General features: G+C 66.2%; 19 protein-coding genes. 14 read left to right on the top strand and 5 right to left on the bottom strand.

Going from position 1 to position 15,503, the window contains the following annotated elements:
• Positions 1–12 precede the first annotated feature (12 nt).
• The 5 genes from NA11_RS11280 to NA11_RS11300 all read left to right on the top strand — a co-directional run bounded on the left by NA11_RS11280 (position 13) and on the right by NA11_RS11300 (position 4,184).
• On the top strand, positions 13–735 hold the full coding sequence (locus NA11_RS11280; RefSeq protein ID WP_069161785.1) for an acetoacetate decarboxylase family protein: 723 nt from the start codon (positions 13–15) through the stop codon (positions 733–735).
• Between the two features lie 276 nt (positions 736–1,011).
• Complete coding sequence (locus tag NA11_RS11285) at positions 1,012–1,377, top strand: YidH family protein (RefSeq protein WP_069161860.1); 366 nt, start codon at positions 1,012–1,014, stop codon at positions 1,375–1,377.
• Complete coding sequence (locus NA11_RS11290; RefSeq protein WP_069161786.1) at positions 1,374–1,709, top strand: DUF202 domain-containing protein; 336 nt, start codon at positions 1,374–1,376, stop codon at positions 1,707–1,709. The genes NA11_RS11285 and NA11_RS11290 overlap by 4 nt, the downstream gene beginning before the upstream one ends.
• Positions 1,710–1,833: 124 nt before the next feature.
• On the top strand, positions 1,834–3,750 hold the full coding sequence (locus NA11_RS11295; RefSeq protein ID WP_069161787.1) for an alkyl/aryl-sulfatase: 1,917 nt from the start codon (positions 1,834–1,836) through the stop codon (positions 3,748–3,750).
• A gap of 68 nt (positions 3,751–3,818) precedes the next feature.
• Positions 3,819–4,184 (top strand): GatB/YqeY domain-containing protein, encoded by a 366-nt coding sequence (locus tag NA11_RS11300; RefSeq protein WP_069161861.1) that lies wholly within the window; start codon positions 3,819–3,821, stop codon positions 4,182–4,184.
• A gap of 7 nt (positions 4,185–4,191) precedes the next feature.
• On the opposite strand, the gene NA11_RS11305 is transcribed toward NA11_RS11300, so the two are convergent.
• Together NA11_RS11305 and NA11_RS11310 are read right to left on the bottom strand one after the other, a co-directional pair.
• Positions 4,192–4,710: a DUF1990 domain-containing protein gene (locus NA11_RS11305; protein ID WP_069161788.1), complete on the bottom strand. Its 519-nt coding sequence runs from the start codon at positions 4,708–4,710 to the stop codon at positions 4,192–4,194.
• A 129-nt stretch (positions 4,711–4,839) separates the two neighbouring features.
• A complete protein-coding gene (locus NA11_RS11310; protein WP_084654518.1) occupies positions 4,840–5,385 on the bottom strand; it encodes a M23 family metallopeptidase in 546 nt (181 codons plus the stop codon).
• Positions 5,386–5,780: 395 nt separating this feature from the next.
• Between NA11_RS11310 and rpsB the strand changes: the two genes are divergently transcribed.
• The 7 genes from rpsB to NA11_RS11345 all read left to right on the top strand — a co-directional run bounded on the left by rpsB (position 5,781) and on the right by NA11_RS11345 (position 11,798).
• On the top strand, positions 5,781–6,635 hold the full coding sequence (gene rpsB / locus NA11_RS11315) for a 30S ribosomal protein S2 (protein WP_069161790.1): 855 nt from the start codon (positions 5,781–5,783) through the stop codon (positions 6,633–6,635).
• A 101-nt stretch (positions 6,636–6,736) separates the two neighbouring features.
• Entirely contained in the window at positions 6,737–7,561 is an 825-nt protein-coding gene (tsf, locus tag NA11_RS11320; RefSeq protein ID WP_069161791.1) for a translation elongation factor Ts, read from the top strand.
• 216 nt (positions 7,562–7,777) lie between these two features.
• The gene (gene pyrH, locus NA11_RS11325) at positions 7,778–8,506 is read left to right on the top strand and encodes a UMP kinase (protein WP_069161792.1); all 729 of its coding nucleotides are present in this window, start codon (positions 7,778–7,780) and stop codon (positions 8,504–8,506) included.
• A 50-nt stretch (positions 8,507–8,556) separates the two neighbouring features.
• Positions 8,557–9,114 carry a ribosome recycling factor gene (gene frr, locus NA11_RS11330; protein ID WP_069161862.1) on the top strand — a complete coding sequence of 186 codons (558 nt, stop codon included), beginning with the start codon at positions 8,557–8,559 and terminating at the stop codon, positions 9,112–9,114.
• 341 nt (positions 9,115–9,455) lie between these two features.
• The gene (locus NA11_RS11335) at positions 9,456–10,331 is read left to right on the top strand and encodes a phosphatidate cytidylyltransferase (protein ID WP_069161863.1); all 876 of its coding nucleotides are present in this window, start codon (positions 9,456–9,458) and stop codon (positions 10,329–10,331) included.
• Between the two features lie 52 nt (positions 10,332–10,383).
• A complete protein-coding gene (locus NA11_RS11340) occupies positions 10,384–11,070 on the top strand; it encodes a MarR family transcriptional regulator (protein ID WP_069161793.1) in 687 nt (228 codons plus the stop codon).
• Positions 11,067–11,798 (top strand): hypothetical protein, encoded by a 732-nt coding sequence (locus NA11_RS11345; RefSeq protein ID WP_069161794.1) that lies wholly within the window; start codon positions 11,067–11,069, stop codon positions 11,796–11,798. The genes NA11_RS11340 and NA11_RS11345 overlap by 4 nt, the downstream gene beginning before the upstream one ends.
• A gap of 20 nt (positions 11,799–11,818) precedes the next feature.
• Here NA11_RS11345 and NA11_RS11350 read toward each other — a convergent pair whose 3' ends face one another.
• Complete coding sequence (locus NA11_RS11350) at positions 11,819–12,199, bottom strand: LapA family protein (protein WP_069161795.1); 381 nt, start codon at positions 12,197–12,199, stop codon at positions 11,819–11,821.
• 125 nt (positions 12,200–12,324) lie between these two features.
• Here NA11_RS11350 and rlmN point away from each other — a divergent pair, with 125 nt between their 5' ends.
• Entirely contained in the window at positions 12,325–13,434 is a 1,110-nt protein-coding gene (rlmN, locus tag NA11_RS11355; RefSeq protein ID WP_069161796.1) for a dual-specificity RNA methyltransferase RlmN, read from the top strand.
• 91 nt (positions 13,435–13,525) lie between these two features.
• Entirely contained in the window at positions 13,526–14,560 is a 1,035-nt protein-coding gene (locus NA11_RS11360; protein WP_069161797.1) for an SEC-C domain-containing protein, read from the top strand.
• A 93-nt stretch (positions 14,561–14,653) separates the two neighbouring features.
• On the opposite strand, the gene NA11_RS11365 is transcribed toward NA11_RS11360, so the two are convergent.
• A complete protein-coding gene (locus tag NA11_RS11365) occupies positions 14,654–14,857 on the bottom strand; it encodes a type II toxin-antitoxin system PemK/MazF family toxin (protein WP_281196852.1) in 204 nt (67 codons plus the stop codon).
• Positions 14,858–14,980: 123 nt separating this feature from the next.
• Entirely contained in the window at positions 14,981–15,439 is a 459-nt protein-coding gene (locus NA11_RS11370; protein WP_141717526.1) for a hypothetical protein, read from the bottom strand.
• Positions 15,440–15,503 lie beyond the last annotated feature (64 nt).

Genomic DNA, 15,503 nt, shown 5'->3' on the forward strand with positions numbered 1-15,503 from the left:
AAGGCGTTCGGAGTGAGCACCCATACCGTCCTCGGTCAGGAAGTGCGCATGCCGGTGCAGATCCGGCTGGCCCACGCGTTCATGGCGACCTATCTGGTGCCCGCCGACGCCGCGCAACAGGTGATCGACTACTCCGGGCTGCGCGTGCTGCGGCTGCCCGGTGGTCGAGCGATGTGTTCGCTGGTGTTCGTCGAGTATGTGGACGGAGATCTGGGTCCCTACAACGAGTTCGGTGTTTCGTTCATGGTCCGGCACCACACTGCGGGTGGACTCGGTGATCTTCGCGCGTTGGCGACGAACCGGGCGGGGGTGCTCATTCATCGGCTGCCGGTCGACGGCGACTTCACCCTCGCGGCAGGCCGTGGCATCTGGGGATTCCCGAAGGAGCTCGCGGACTTCCACGTCCGCCACGACACGGGGACCCGGCACGGCGCCTTGCATCAGGACGGCAAGCTCGTCGTCGATCTGACTGTCCGCCACGGCATTCCTACGCCGCGCCGGCGCGCCGCTGCTTCGTCGTTCGACGCGTACGCCCACATCGACGGCGTCACCCGCTGCACGCCGTGGCGCATGACGCCGTCGGGCATGCGTGCCAGGCCGGGCGGCGCCACCCTCGCCCTCGGCGATCACCCCATCGCCGACGAACTGCGGTCGCTGCGGCTGCCCCATCGCGCGTTGATGACCTCAACCATCGCCCGATTGGCGATGACATTCGACGACGCCGCCGTGGTGTGAGCCCGGTGTGTCGCCGATCGAAATCCCGCCGACATCGCGACAAGGAAAAGGTCTTGACCAGCGGGAACGGTTTCTGCGCCACCGAATAACCGCATGATCACGGCGTCGCGCGGTTCGTGGACTGCCCCCGGGCGGCCGGTTAGGCTGACGTAGCGGATCATTTGCTCGCAGTACGAAACCGACCGGTGTGGGAGAGGTGCCCGTGACTTCCGACGACCAGCGCACAGTGCTGGAACCGGGTGCCGGCCCGGCGGAATCGCGCGGGATGTGGACGGCATGACCCTCCCGAGCCCCGACGCCGAGTCGGCGGACGGGGAAGCGGAGCTCGACTACCGATTCACCCTCGCGAACGAGCGAACGTTCTTGGCGTGGATGCGCACCGCGCTCGGCCTGCTCGCCGGCGGCGTCGCGGTGCATACCCTGGTGCAACCGTTCCGAATGGGCGGCGTGCGACGCGCTCTCGCGCTGAGCTGCCTGGTGTTGGCGGTGATCATCGCGATCGGTGCCTACGCGCATTGGCGGCGCGTCGGCACCGCGATGCGCGCAGGCCGCCCGCTGCCCGACACCGTGCTCGTGCCGATTCTCTCCGCGGGCATCGCCGTCGTTTCGGTGCTCGCGGGCGTTGCGGTGTTGCTGCGATGAGCTCGGGGACTGCGGGTGCGGCCGAGGTCGAGCCTGGGCTTGCCGCGGAGCGGACCGCGTTGGCGTGGCGGCGGCTGGCGGTGGCCGCGATGCTCACCGCCGCACTGTTTTTGCATCACGCCGTGACGAGCGGGTGGCGGCCAGCGTTGCTTGCGCCCATTGCGGCGGCGATCGCGATGGCCGCGCTGTCGGCCATGGCTTATCTGCGCAATCGCAGCCTGCACGAAGGGCATTACGCGCACGGCCGACGTGTGGTTGCCGCAACGACCGCGGTGGTGGTGGCGGTCACCGGTACGGCGGCAGTCATCGGAATCGTCGATCCATGGCCTTAGTTCGGACACCGGCCCGGCAGCCCGCCCCGACTCTTCAGGAGGATGACATGAGCGAACGCAGTGAGCGAATCATGTGCCGGCGCGCTGTGCGTATGACGAAGCCGAGCGCCAGCGAGGCGCAGTCATGAGCACAGCGACCGAGCCGAGTGACTTCATCGCCGCGGAGCAGCAGCGGGCGGCCGCCGCGCTGCCGTTCGCCGATACTGCCGATCTCGCGGATGCCGAGCGCGGGTTCATCGCCGCGCTGGAGCCGGGCGTGGTGACCGCCGCCGACGGAACCGTGGTGTGGGACAACGACTCCTACGACTTCCTGCGTGAATCCTGTCCCGCCTCGGTCAATCCGAGCCTGTGGCGGCAAGCCGGGCTGGTCATCAAGCAGGGCCTGTTCGAGGTGACCGAGGGGATCTATCAGATTCGCGGGCTCGACCTGTCCAACATGACACTCGTCGAGGGCAAAACCGGTGTGGTGGTGATTGATCCGCTGATCTCCGTGGAGACCGCGGCCGCCGGGCTTGCGCTGTATCGGGCGCATCGCGGCGATCGGCCGGTGACGGGGCTGGTCTACACCCATTCGCATGTAGACCATTTCGGTGGCGCGCTGGGTGTTACGACCGCCGACGATGTCGCGGCGGGCCGCTGTCCGGTGCTGGCTCCGGCCGGGTTCCTGGAACACGCGGTGGCCGAGAACGTGTACGCGGGCACCGCGATGGCGCGTCGGGCCGGATACATGTACGGCGCCGTGCTGCCGCGTGGGCCGCTCGGCGCGGTCGGTGCCGGGCTCGGCCAGACCACCTCGGTCGGCACGGTCACGCTGATTCCGCCGACCGTCGACATCACAGCCACCGGTCAGCAGGAGACGGTCGACGGAATCCGCATCGTCTTCCAGATCACTCCCGGCACCGAAGCGCCCGCCGAGATGAACTTCTACTTCCCGGACCACCGGGCCCTGTGCATGGCCGAAAACGCCACGCACACACTGCATAACCTGCTCACCCTGCGCGGTGCCCTGGTACGCGACCCGCATGTCTGGGCCAAGTATCTGACCGAGGCGGTCACGCTGTTCGCCCGCGAGTCCAATGTGGTGTTCGCCTCGCACCACTGGCCGACGTGGGGCACCGATCGCCTGGTGGAATTCCTTGCGCTGCAACGAGATCTATACGGATACCTGAACGACCAAACGCTGCGGCTGTTGAACCAGGGGTACGTCGGCGCGGAGATCGCCGAAATGCTCACGCTGCCACCGGCGGTCGAGGGCGTCTGGCACACGCGCGGGTACTACGGTTCGGTCAGCCACAACGTCAAAGCCATCTACCAGCGGTACATGGGCTGGTTCGACGGCAACCCGGCGCATCTGTGGGAACACCCGCCGGTGGAATCGGCGATCCGGCACGTGGAATTCATGGGTGGCGTCGATGAGGTGCTGCGCAAGGCGCAGGCCTCCTACGCCGCGGGCGACTATCGGTGGGTGGCCCAGGTGGTCAACTACGTGATCTTCGCCGACCCCAACAACGATGCCGCTAAAGCGTTGCAGGCCAGCACCTTCGAGCAACTCGGCTACGGCGCGGAGAACGCCACCTGGCGCAACTTCTACCTCAGTGGCGCCTACGAACTGCGCTACGGCTCCTTCGGCACACCGACCAAGGCCAACGCACCGACGATGCTCTCCGCGCTGACCGTCGATCAGATCTTCGACGCCATGGCGTTGCGCGTCGACGGGCCGAAGGCATGGAATCAGCGCGTCGTCGCGGACTGGCACATCACCGACGAGAACCGGGTGCACCGCCTCGAACTCCGCAACGGGCGGTTGACGCACTACCGGCAGCCGGAGGGGGTTCGGCTGCCTGAGGCCGACGCGGTGTTCACCCTGACGAAGGCGACGTTGACCCGAGTTCTGCTGGTAGGCGACGACTTCGGTGTCGCGGCGGCCGCGGGCGATATCCAGATCGAGGGCGATGTGACCAAACTTGCGGAGCTCGTCGGCGTCTTCGATGCGCCGGACCCCGACTTCGCCATCGTCACCCCGCGCGGCATGATCGGCTGAGCTGCCGGGAACGCCTTGGCCGCGAAACCGGCTCGACTCCGGCTGGCCTGCTGTTTACCGTGGTGATCATGTCAACCGAACCGTCGACCGATCGCCCCCCGGTGCGTGATCGCATGCGCGCCGCACTGTCTGTGGCGATGAAGGCCCGCGACCGTCAGGCGATCACTGCCCTGCGGGCGACCCTGGGCGCCGTCGACAATGCGGAAGCGGTCGATGTCGGCGAGCATCGGGCAGGCGGAATAGAAACCAGCGCTGTCGGCCTCGGCGTCACCGAAGTCGCGCGCCGCGAGCTCACCGAAGCCGACATCGAACAGATCGTGCGCGCCGAGATCGCCGAACGGCACACCGCCGCCGACGAATACGACCGCCTCGGTCGTCAGGAACACGCCGAGAATCTCCGCGTGCAAGCGCAGACGCTCAGCGACCTCTTGTAGTCGGGAGTCAGACCGACGTCGGCAAGGTCTTGATGTACCACACCCCGACCAGACGCTGGATGCCGCGGACCAGCGGACCGCCGAGGCGGGTGTACCAGGTGCCGGGGCGGGAGAACGCCACCACCAGGCCGTAGACGGCTTCGTCGGTCGGGTCGTACTCGACCGCGAACAGTTCTTCGCCGATCTCCGGGTGTCCCGGCAGCGTTCCGTACGCGAAGCCGCGCTCGTTCGGTGCGGCCAACACGTACACCACCCGGCACGGCGCGGTGATACTCAGCGGGCCGACGCCGATCCGCACCGTCAACCGGGTGCCCGGCTCGGCCTGCGGGGTGGACGCCTCGTGAAAGATGCCCGTGCCCTTCTGCATTCGGTAGGCGAGAATCTCCGCGGCCGCATGCTCGAACAGCGCACGACCGTGACCGATCCGCCGCCGCAACCGGAACGGGTGATATCCCTCGGGCAGTTCGCCGCTCGTGGCACCGACTTCGGAATAGGTGAACGGCGGCTCGCCGGCGAGGTGCTCCATGGTCTGATCTTCACCCGCGGCAGCGGCATTGGGAAGAAAACCGGGACGTCTCCTTCGACACGCCGTTCGTCGGCCGCCGCCACGCTGAGCAGGGCTGCCAGTCCATGAGCGGCGTCCGGTTGTCGCATTTCACTGTGGTGCTACCGGTTTCAGGCGTAGGGGCGTCACGTGGAGTAGTCGCAGCGGGTCGAGGTATTCGCGGCGGCGACCGTTGCCCTCGCTCCGCAAGCCCCAGTGCAGGCAGGTCTCGCATCCCTCGTGGCCCGCGACCAAGGTGCCGATTCGGGTGCCGCGCTGGACGCGGCTACCCACCGCAACCTCGGCAAGCACCGGCTCATACGTCGTCCGTAGTCCACCCGGATGATCGATCGACACCACCGGCTTGTCGGCCACCGTCCCCGCGAACACCACGATCCCTGCTCCGGCGGCGACTACCGGCTGTCCGGGTGTACCGGCCAGATCGACTCCGCGATGGCCGGGCAGCCAGTCCTGTGCGGGCTTGTCGAACCGGTGCACGACGGGCGGTCGAGGGTGCAGCGGCCAGCCGAACGGACCGCCGGGCGCGGCCGCTGCGCCCGGCGATGCGCCGGCAACCGGTGGCGCCAGCACTACGGCAAGAGCAAAGAAGAGCGGTATGACCAGTGTCGTCACCGATGAGATCGGATGGATAGGCATGCCGGAAAGCCTGATCCGGGCCCGACGATCCCGATACCCCCACCACCCCGAATGGGGACAACTATCCGAACTGTGGACATCTTCCGTTCCACTACCGTGACCAGCATCTGAACACCCGCTGACAGGGCGATTTAGAAGCTGGGGCACCTACCCCGTAGACTGATCGAGCGGTCTGTGCCTGCACGGACCGACTTCGCGCGCCATCCAGTACTTGTTCGTAACAGCGCTGTTCGAATCGAGCCCAGCATCGAGGGGTTCACGGCAGTGCTCAACGAAACAGGGAATCGTCGGCTGGTCCCCACCTGCCGTGGTCGGGGTCCGACGATTCGGCGGCGCCAGGGCAACGGATCACCGATTCGCTGCGTCAACCGGCAACGAAAGAGAGATACGGCACCATGGCTGTCGTAACAATGAAGCAGCTGCTCGACAGCGGCGCACACTTCGGACACCAGACTCGGCGCTGGAACCCGAAGATGAAGCGGTTCATCTTCACCGACCGCAACGGCATCTACATCATCGACCTGCAGCAGACGCTGACCTACATCGACAAGGCCTACGAGTTCGTCAAGGAGACTGTCGCCCACGGCGGCACCGTGCTCTTCGTCGGCACCAAGAAGCAGGCCCAGGAGTCGATCGCGGCCGAGGCCACTCGGGTCGGGATGCCCTACGTCAACCAGCGTTGGCTGGGTGGCATGCTCACCAACTTCTCCACCGTGCACAAGCGTCTGCAGCGCCTCAAGGAGCTCGAGGCGATGGAGCAGACCGGTGGTTTCGAGGGTCGCACCAAGAAGGAAATCCTCATGCTCACGCGTGAGATGAACAAGCTCGAGCGCACCCTCGGCGGTATCCGCGACATGGCCAAGGTGCCTTCGGCCATCTGGGTTGTCGACACCAACAAGGAGCACATCGCCGTCGGCGAGGCGCGCAAGCTGAACATCCCGGTCATCGCGATCCTGGACACCAACTGCGACCCCGACCTGGTCGACTACCCGATCCCGGGTAACGACGACGCGATCCGTTCCGCCGCACTGCTGACCAAGGTCGTCGCCTCCGCGGTGGCCGAGGGCGTGCAGGCGCGGGCCGGCTTGTCCTCGGGCGACGACAAGCCGGAGTCCGGCGCAGGCGAGCCGCTCGCCGAGTGGGAGCAGGAATTGCTCGCGTCGGCCGCACCGGCCGCCGAGGCGCCTGCCGAAGCTCCGGCCGAGGCTGCTGCTGCCGCCGCTCCTGTGGAGACCCCGGCCGAGGCCTGAGTCTCGTAACTCGCTGTTCCAGCGGTGATCACCAACGCGTGCGATGGTGATCACCGCTGCCCAGTACTCAAGAGAACTTCTCCGAAGGAGGCTCGCCACCGATGGCGAACTACACCGCTGCCGATGTGAAGCGGCTCCGGGAGCTCACCGGCTCCGGAATGATGGACTGTAAGAACGCGCTGGTCGAGACCGAAGGCGATTTCGACAAGGCCGTCGAGCTGCTGCGCATCAAGGGTGCCAAGGATGTCGGCAAGCGTGCCGAGCGCACCACCGCCGAAGGCCTGGTCATCGCCAAGGGCGGCGTCATGGTCGAGATCAACTCCGAGACCGACTTCGTCGCCAAGAACGCGGAGTTCCAGGAGCTTGCCGACAAGATCGTGACCGCTGCCGCGGCCTCGAAGCCTGCCGACCTGGATGCGCTGAAGGCCGTCGACCTCGGTGGCCAGACCGCCGACGAGGCCGTGCAGGCGCTCGCCGCCAAGATCGGCGAGAAGCTCGAGCTGCGTCGCGTGATCTCGCTCGACGGACCGGTCGCCACCTACCTGCACAAGCGTGCGTCGGACCTGCCGCCCGCCGTCGGCGTGCTCATCGAATACACCGGTGAGGGCGACGCGGCGGTCGAGGCCGCCCGTGCCGCCGCCATGCAGGTTGCCGCGCTCAAGGCGAAGTACGTGACCCGCGACGAGGTTCCGGCCGATGTCGTGGAGAACGAGCGCCGCATCGCCGAGCAGACCGCGCGCGAAGAGGGCAAGCCCGAAGCCGCGCTGCCGAAGATCACCGAGGGTCGCGTCAACGGCTTCTTCAAGGACGTCGTCCTGCTGGAGCAGGCGTCGGTCACGGACTCCAAGAAGACCGTGAAGGCGCTGCTCGACGAGGCCGGGGTCACCGTGACCCGCTTCGCGCGCTTCGAGGTCGGCTCCAACTGAGCTCGCCCCGTGCGGGTTTGAATGCCGCCACATAGCACAGTGAGCAGGCCCCCCGTCGAACCGATTCTCGGGTTGACGGGGGGTCTTCTTATGCCGCCGAACACACATGAGGCAGGATAGGGGCCGCTCCGTGTTGAGGAGCCTTTCCGAGCTGCCCAATTCTTTGACGCACTTGCCTGCCGAGAACACGTTGACCGCCGAAGGAGAAGAACACCCATGACGGACCCGGGGAACGACCGCCCAGGATATCGCCGGGTGCTTCTGAAATTGGGTGGCGAGATGTTCGGCGGCGGCCGCGTCGGACTCGACCCCGACGTGGTGGAGACGGTCGCCGAGCAGATCGCCGAGGTGGTCGCCACCGGCGTGCAGGTGGCCGTGGTGATCGGCGGCGGCAACTTCTTCCGCGGCGCCGAGCTGGAAGAGCGCGGGATGGAACGCGCCCGCTCCGACTACATGGGCATGCTCGGCACCGTGATGAACAGTCTTGCGCTGCAAGACTTTTTGCAGAAACAGGGCATCGAGACACGCGTGCAGACCGCGATTACGATGGGACAGGTGGCCGAGCCCTACCTGCCACTGCGCGCCAAGCGGCACCTGGAAAAGGGCCGCGTGGTGATTTTCGGCGCGGGCATGGGCATGCCGTACTTCTCCACCGACACCACTGCCGCCCAGCGTGCGCTGGAGATCGGCGCCGAAGTGGTGCTGATGGCCAAGGCCGTCGACGGGGTCTTCACCGCCGATCCGAAGGTGGACGAGGACGCGACCATGTACTCCGAGATCACCCACAAAGAGGTGATCGAACGAGGACTGAAGGTTGCCGACGCGACCGCCTTCAGCCTCTGTATGGACAACCAGATGCCGATGCTGGTGTTCAATTTGTTGACCAAGGGCAATATCGCCCGAGCGGTCGCCGGTGAGAAGATCGGCACATTGGTTCGGTCCTGACCCCGCGACCCGCGGATCATGACGATGACGACGCTGTGGAGGAAACGGTCGTGATTGAAGAAGCGCTCTTCGACGCCGAGGAGAAGATGGAAAAGGCTGTCACGGTGGCGAAGGACGATCTCGCGGGCATCCGCACCGGACGCGCCAACCCTGGCATGTTCTCCAGGATCGTCGTCGACTACTACGGGTCGCCGACCCCGATCACCCAGATGTCCAGCATCACGGTGCCGGAGCCGCGGATGGTCGTGATCAAGCCGTACGAGCAGGCGCAGCTCGGTCCGATCGAAACCGCCATCCGCAACTCGGATCTCGGCGTGAACCCCACCAACAACGGTGACATCATTCGCATTTCGGTGCCGCAGCTCACCGAGGAACGCCGCCGCGAACTGGTCAAGCAGGCCAAGGGCAAGGGGGAGGACGCGAAGGTGTCGATCCGCAATGTCCGCCGCAAGGCCATGGACGAACTGTCGCGCATCCAGAAGGATGGCGAGGCAGGTGAGGACGAGGTCGGGCGTGCCGAGAAGGACCTCGACAAGACCACCGCCAAATATGTCGGCCAGATCGACGAACTGGTCAAGCACAAAGAAGCCGAACTGCTCGAGGTCTGACGCCGACGGCGGCGTGAGTACTGGGGCCGGGAGGCGGGATGTCGTTGAGCGAACACAGCCGAAGGCCCGCGCGGGCGGGGGACGAACGGAACGACGAGTTGAGCGACGGGACAATCGTGGCCGAGAACGCCGCCGCGACCGGTGCGGCAGAGGAGCCGAGGCCGGTGAACGGCACAGCACACGCGAGGCAGCAGCCCGTGCCCGATGCGGACGCATCGGGTCACGAGCCGTTAGCCTCCGCTGTGGCGTCCGGTCAGCACGCCCCGGCCGCGAGTCGCGATGGTGCCGCGGGTGACGGTGCCGCCTGGGCGTTCGGTGGCTCCGGTGGCGAGGCTGTTCCGATGCCCGATGAGGATCCTGTCACCGGTCCTGAGGTGGTGACGGCCGCGCCCGCGTCCGGGTCGCGCGCGGGCCGGAACCTGCCCGCCGCGCTCGCCGTCGGATTCGGGCTCGGGTTGTCGCTCATCGCGATCCTGCTGTGGGCGCATCTGGTGTTCATCGGCGTCGTCGGCATCGCCGTCGGCGTGGCGACCTGGGAGGTGGCCAAGCGGCTTCGCGAAGCCGACGTGCTTGTGCCGCGGATCCCGCTCATCGCCGGTGGGCAAGCGGTGTTCTGGCTCGGCTGGCCGTACGGCGCGAGCGGCGTCGCCGGTGCCTTCGCAGCGACCGCGTTGACCTGCATGGTGTGGCGGCTGTTCGACCACGGCCTGCAAACCGCGCCACGAAACTTCCTGCGCGACACCGCCATCGCCATCTTCACCCTCGCGTGGATCCCGCTGCTCGCGTCGTTCGCGACGCTGCTGCTTCTGGAGGAGGACGGCAACCTGCGGGTGCTGACCTTCATGATCCTGGTGGTGTGCTCCGACGTCGGCGGCTACGTCGCCGGGGTGCTGTTCGGCAAGCATCCGATGGTGCCGTCGATCAGCCCGAAGAAATCCTGGGAAGGGTTCGCAGGCTCGCTGGTCTTCAGCGTCATCGGCGGCCTGCTCACCGTCACCCTGCTGCTCGACGCCAACTCGATGATCGGTGTCGTGCTCGGCGTCGGCCTCGTCCTCGTCGCAACCTGCGGCGACCTGATCGAATCCCAGATCAAACGCGAGCTCGGCATCAAGGACATGGGGACGCTACTCCCCGGCCACGGCGGCATCATGGACCGCCTCGACTCGATGCTCCCGTCAGCCTTCGTCTCCTGGTTGGTGCTATCAACCCTGCTCTGAGCGGGGACTATAAATTATTGCGCGGGCCACGGGGAAAATTTATACTCACACCATGTCCGAGCAACGGCTGTCGCGTGCCGAGGTAACTGTGCTGTCGTACTTGCTCGGCAATCCCGCGCCACAACGGCAGGTCACCATCGCGGACGCCACCGGTGTGACGCAGGCTCGGGTGTCGCAGATTCTCTCCGCCGCCGATAGGCGTGGCTGGACCGAACGGCGTACCGACGGGTGGTGTATTCGACAGTCGCGCGACGTGTTCGAACGCCTTGTCGCCGCCCGCCCGCCCAAGGCTGACGCCATCGATTCCTGGTACAGCTTGGACGAGATGCCGCGACAGATCGAGCTGGCGCTGGAACAGGCGTCGGCACAGCAAGTTTCAGCTCAGGTCTGCGGCGACTGGGCGGCGGACAGGGTCGCGCCGTGGCGTATCCCGGATATCGTGTTCCTGCATACCGACATGCGCCTGGACTTGGAGTCGGTGGGCTTCGTTCCGGTCGACACGGATCCCTCCGATGCGACCTTGGTCGTGACTGTCGGCCCGATCCCGCGGGGCTTGCACCTCGATCCTGCTGTCGCTGCGGCGATGGGCGGAGCGCAGGCGCTGGCGTGGCCGCTCGCACCTATCACCGAGGTCGCTCGACACCTGCTGGCCAGTGGCGGGCCAGACGCCGCCGATGCCATTGCCGAACTCGAGCAGCGATTCCTCTCGGCGCGTAGCGCGCTCGAGGGTGCCGCGTGATCGAGTTGCAGGTCGAGAGCGGATCGCGAGCCGAGGATGGCGCGTATCTTGCCTTGGCCGACACTGCGATTGCCGCGAATGGGTTGCCGTCGTGGGCGGTGGTCGGCGGGCACATGGTCAATCTTCATGCGCTGTGCAGCAAGGTGCCGATCCCGCTACGCGCGACCCGAGATGCCGACCTCGCCGTCGAGCTGGTCACCATCCGCGACGGGGTGCTGTTGGACCGTCTGCGCCGGATGGGCTACGACAATCCGCGATCCGGGAATCGGTTCGAGCGTTCGGTCAACGGCACCGCCGCGACGATCGACCTGCTCGCGCCATCGTTCACCAACCGGCACATCCCCGATCTCGATGCGGGACCGATAGCCGTCGACGGGATCCCGGCGTTACATGTCGCGCTGGCGGGGGAGCCGCTGTGGATTGCGCTCGAAGCCAGGCTGACCGACGGCACGTGTCTGGCCGGTTGCCTCGCGATTCCGGATGTCTCGACCGCGATCTGCATCAAGGTCTTCGCTTACGCACACCGGTATGCCCCGCGTGATGCCGAAGACATCGGGCGGTTGTTGGAATGCGGCTATGCGGCTCGGGCACAGTGGCCTGGCGGAACCACATTCACCGAGGCGCTCGGCTTGTTGCGAGAGCACTTCGATCAGCCGGGACATGCGCTGCGGAAGTGGACCGGAAATCCGGCTCGCGTCCGCGCTCTTGTTCGTGCGTTGTCCCGCTGACGCACTGATTCTTCGGGGCGCTACTTTTTGGCGGCGCGGCGGAGTTGCAGGATGCGGACGCCGCCGACCAAGGCCATGACGAGGGCGCCGCCGATGACTGACAGCAGCACTGCTACGCCGAGTGGCAGGGAGAAGTGCCAGAAGAACAGGCTGACGTAGACCTGGTCGAGGTTCTGCAGGATGAAGACCAGCAGGACTATGAGGATCAGAGCGCCCGCGATCAACCCCACCCAGGTGTTGCCCGTGCGCGACGACAGTGACTTTCGGGGCTTGGTCACCGTGGTCGGCGCGGTCGTGGCCGGTGGTGTCTGCGGCGGCGTCGTGCGTTCGTCCGGCAGGGCTACGCGGTCGTCCGGCAGGGCCGGGTCGCGATCCGGCAGGTGCTCAGCGTTGGTGGACATGAGTCGATCATTGCTGACCGCTATCACGGACACACGCATTTCCTTGCAACGAACCTGGCATGTCGGGCCTGCTTCACGCAGGCGAGTGTGCGGCGCATTCGCCCAGATGGGAGAATGAGAGCACTATGACCGTCTCCCTGCCCCTCGTTTTCGATGCCCCACGCCGTGGCATGCCGCCACGGCACCTCGCCGACCTCGACGCCGAGGGCAGGCGGGCGGCGGTCGAGGAGCTCGGTCTGCCGAAGTTCCGGGCCGACCAGATCGCCCGCCAGTACTACGGCAGGCTGCAGGCCGACCCGGAGCAGATGACGGACCTGCCTGCCCCGGTACGCGAAAAGATCGGCGAGGCGCTGTTCCCGCCGTTGATGTCGGTCGTCAAACACGTCGCCTGTGACGGCGGCGAGACGCGAAAGACGTTGTGGCGCGCGGGCGATGGGACGCTGCTGGAGAGCGTGCTCATGCGCTACCCGGACCGCGCGACGCTGTGCATCTCCAGCCAAGCGGGCTGCGGCATGGCCTGCCCGTTCTGTGCGACCGGCCAGGGCGGGTTGAACCGCAACCTGTCCACCGCCGAAATCGTCGATCAGGTGCGCGCGGCCGCTGCAGCCATGCGCGACGGTGAGGTCGCCGGCGGGCCGGGCCGGCTGTCCAACATCGTCTTCATGGGGATGGGCGAACCTCTCGCGAACTACAAGCGCGTGGTTGCCGCGGTTCGGCGGATTACGTCGCCGTCGCCGGACGGGTTCGGTATCTCGCAGCGCAACGTTGTTGTGTCGACTGTCGGCTTGGCTCCGGCGATCCGCAAGCTGGCCGACGAGGATCTGTCGGTCACCCTCGCTGTCTCCTTGCACACCCCCGACGACGAACTGCGCGACACCCTGGTCCCGGTGAACAACCGCTGGGCAGTCGCCGAGGTGTTGGATGCCGCCCGCTACTACGCCGACAAGTCCGGCCGCCGCGTCTCCATCGAGTACGCGTTGATCCGCGACATCAACGACCAGCCGTGGCGCGCGGACATGTTGGGCCAGAAGCTGCACAAGGCCTTGGGTTCGCGGGTGCATGTGAACGTGATCCCGTTGAACCCCACTCCGGGCAGCAAGTGGGATGCGTCGCCGAAACCTGTTGAGACCGAGTTCGTTCGGCGCGTGAACGCGCAGGGTGTGCCGTGCACTGTGCGTGATACGCGGGGTCAGGAGATCGCTGCGGCCTGTGGGCAGCTTGCCGCGGAAGGGTAGCGTTCCAGCGCCGTCGAATCGGTGATGCCGGGTTGGCGTATCGTATGCGCCCACTGTGTCGCGGTAAGCGGGTCCAGGAGAGGAGAGCGCAATGTCCGTCGGCCCGTACCGGTCCGAGCACGAGAAGTATCGCGCCTTGCAACGTGAGCATGATCAGCTATTGGCTGAGAACGATCGGTTGCGTGCCGAATTATCCAACACCGCAGATGATTTGGGGCACCTCGTAGATCCGCCCGAGGATATTGCCCGTCGGTGCGAGCTGGACGCGGCCGCTGATCCGCAAGAGCGCGCCCAGTTGCTGACCGAGGCAGCCGACCACTGGGTGATGGCTGGTGATGCGGCCAGGGCCGGACGGTTGTATCGGGAAGCGATCGCCGACGGAGGCGATGTCGCCGGGGATGCCCGTGTCTGGTACGCGTCCTTTCTGCTCGAACACGGTAAAGAGACCGTAGGACTGCGGCTGCTCGACACCGTTTTCGATGAGGGGGTACACGATTGGGCTGCCTATGAGGTGGTGGGAGAGCTCTTCGAACAGCGCGGCGAATCGGCGCAGGCATTGCGTTGGTTCGAGGCCGGTATAGCCCGGCTTCGCCTCTATGCGTCGGATACGGACCCGGTCACCCAGCTGGCTCTGGCTCGGCTCGGTGCAGGTCGGGGGAGAGTGCGGCGTCAGTTAGGAATGCCGGAAGATGTTGATACCCGGCATATTGCGGAACGTGCGTCAGCCATGTTCGAGCAGGCCGCGTTCGACCGGGAGCCGGCATGGCGAGATGACGTCGTATCGGTGCTGTATCTGCCGGAGGCTGAGTTCGTCCGCGCCGTCGAATTGTGGCCGGAGTTGGGGGAGCAATACGGTAGCCATCGTGAGCACCGAGAAGAGGTCGAGCACTGGCTGCGGGGATTGGCTGGCGAACACTCGGTGCGGATATCCGTTGCGACGACCGCAGGCCTGGCAGAGTACGCCAGTCTGATCGGCGAGGATCCCGTCCAAGCGTCTACCCGCGCCGCGTATGCCGCCGAGCTGAGCAGCATCGGAATGGATCGCCCATGGCCGCCAGGGCGGAACGAAACCTGTTGGTGTGGGTCCGGCCGGAAATACAAGAAGTGTTGTGGCGTTCCCGCATAACAGTTTTCGCCAGCTTGCGGTCGCGTGGTTCCATTGGACGCCCTAGGCCGAGACCAGCCGACTGCGTCACACGAGCTCGGGGAACCGATTCCTTCAGAGCAGGCCGAGTTTGAGCATGAGCGCCCGATCGAGGTCGGCGAGTTCGGTGCCGTCGAGGCTGCCTTTGAACGCGCCGAGCCGATCAGGGGACACCGTGTAGATCTGATCAACGAGAATGCGGGTAGAGGTGCCGTCGAACTCGATCTGGGGTCGGTAGACGGCGGCGCCCGCGCTGGTCGAGATCATCGCGACGATCACCGTGCTCGGTCGGAGAGCTGCTGGCTCTGCAAATCCACTTTGCCGGTCAGCTCTGTGACGCGCATGCCGCTGGCACAGGTTGGTGCAGCCGTGAGTTTGGCGGGCGGAGGGTAGCAGGTCGGGCTAGGACAGGAATGTTGCTGAGGTGACGACGACGTCGTTCGACGTGTAGTACCAGCCGTTCCAGGTGTCTGCTACGTCTACATGGATTCCGTGGCCGGTTGCTGGGCCTGCGGTGATCAACCACAGGCCGTTGCCGTAACCGGTTGCTGTGCTGATGCTCCCATCCGACCAGGCGAACTGGGCGGTGCTCATTGCGCCTGGAGCGCTCCACGGGATGCTGGCGATGAACGTTCCGGCGTCGATTCCTGGGAGCAGTGGGCTCGCGCACTGTCTCAGTGTGGCTTCGCGCCGGATGTTGGTTCCTACGCTTCCGGTGCCAGGAACGACTCGGCCGGTCATCACGCTGCCCTCGTGACAGGCTCCCAGGTCGGGGGTGGTTTGTGCGTGGCCTGAAGCCGCGCCGAGCATCGGGCCTGCGCACAGCGCCGCCGCCATCAGCATTCTTCGAACGGATACCACGTCACCTCCTGAGGCGAGACGGCAAGCCGATACGGACCGTGTGAGTGCCGAGGCTACCAATCGA

This window comes from Nocardia altamirensis NBRC 108246 (genome assembly GCF_001612685.1).
In the GTDB taxonomy this organism is placed as follows: domain Bacteria; phylum Actinomycetota; class Actinomycetes; order Mycobacteriales; family Mycobacteriaceae; genus Nocardia; species Nocardia altamirensis.

Coding starts and splice junctions, on each gene's coding strand:
- NA11_RS11335 (WP_069161863.1), top strand. CDS start 9,456: ATGCCCGATGAGGATCCTGTCACCGGTCCTGAGGTGGTGACGGCCGCG.
- rpsB (WP_069161790.1), top strand. CDS start 5,781: ATGGCTGTCGTAACAATGAAGCAGCTGCTCGACAGCGGCGCACACTTC.
- NA11_RS11300 (WP_069161861.1), top strand. CDS start 3,819: ATGTCAACCGAACCGTCGACCGATCGCCCCCCGGTGCGTGATCGCATG.
- NA11_RS11360 (WP_069161797.1), top strand. CDS start 13,526: ATGTCCGTCGGCCCGTACCGGTCCGAGCACGAGAAGTATCGCGCCTTG.
- NA11_RS11295 (WP_069161787.1), top strand. CDS start 1,834: ATGAGCACAGCGACCGAGCCGAGTGACTTCATCGCCGCGGAGCAGCAG.
- NA11_RS11310 (WP_084654518.1), bottom strand. CDS start 5,385: ATGCCTATCCATCCGATCTCATCGGTGACGACACTGGTCATACCGCTC.
- NA11_RS11290 (WP_069161786.1), top strand. CDS start 1,374: ATGAGCTCGGGGACTGCGGGTGCGGCCGAGGTCGAGCCTGGGCTTGCC.
- NA11_RS11340 (WP_069161793.1), top strand. CDS start 10,384: ATGTCCGAGCAACGGCTGTCGCGTGCCGAGGTAACTGTGCTGTCGTAC.
- NA11_RS11285 (WP_069161860.1), top strand. CDS start 1,012: ATGACCCTCCCGAGCCCCGACGCCGAGTCGGCGGACGGGGAAGCGGAG.
- pyrH (WP_069161792.1), top strand. CDS start 7,778: ATGACGGACCCGGGGAACGACCGCCCAGGATATCGCCGGGTGCTTCTG.
- NA11_RS11305 (WP_069161788.1), bottom strand. CDS start 4,710: ATGGAGCACCTCGCCGGCGAGCCGCCGTTCACCTATTCCGAAGTCGGT.
- rlmN (WP_069161796.1), top strand. CDS start 12,325: ATGACCGTCTCCCTGCCCCTCGTTTTCGATGCCCCACGCCGTGGCATG.
- tsf (WP_069161791.1), top strand. CDS start 6,737: ATGGCGAACTACACCGCTGCCGATGTGAAGCGGCTCCGGGAGCTCACC.
- NA11_RS11350 (WP_069161795.1), bottom strand. CDS start 12,199: ATGTCCACCAACGCTGAGCACCTGCCGGATCGCGACCCGGCCCTGCCG.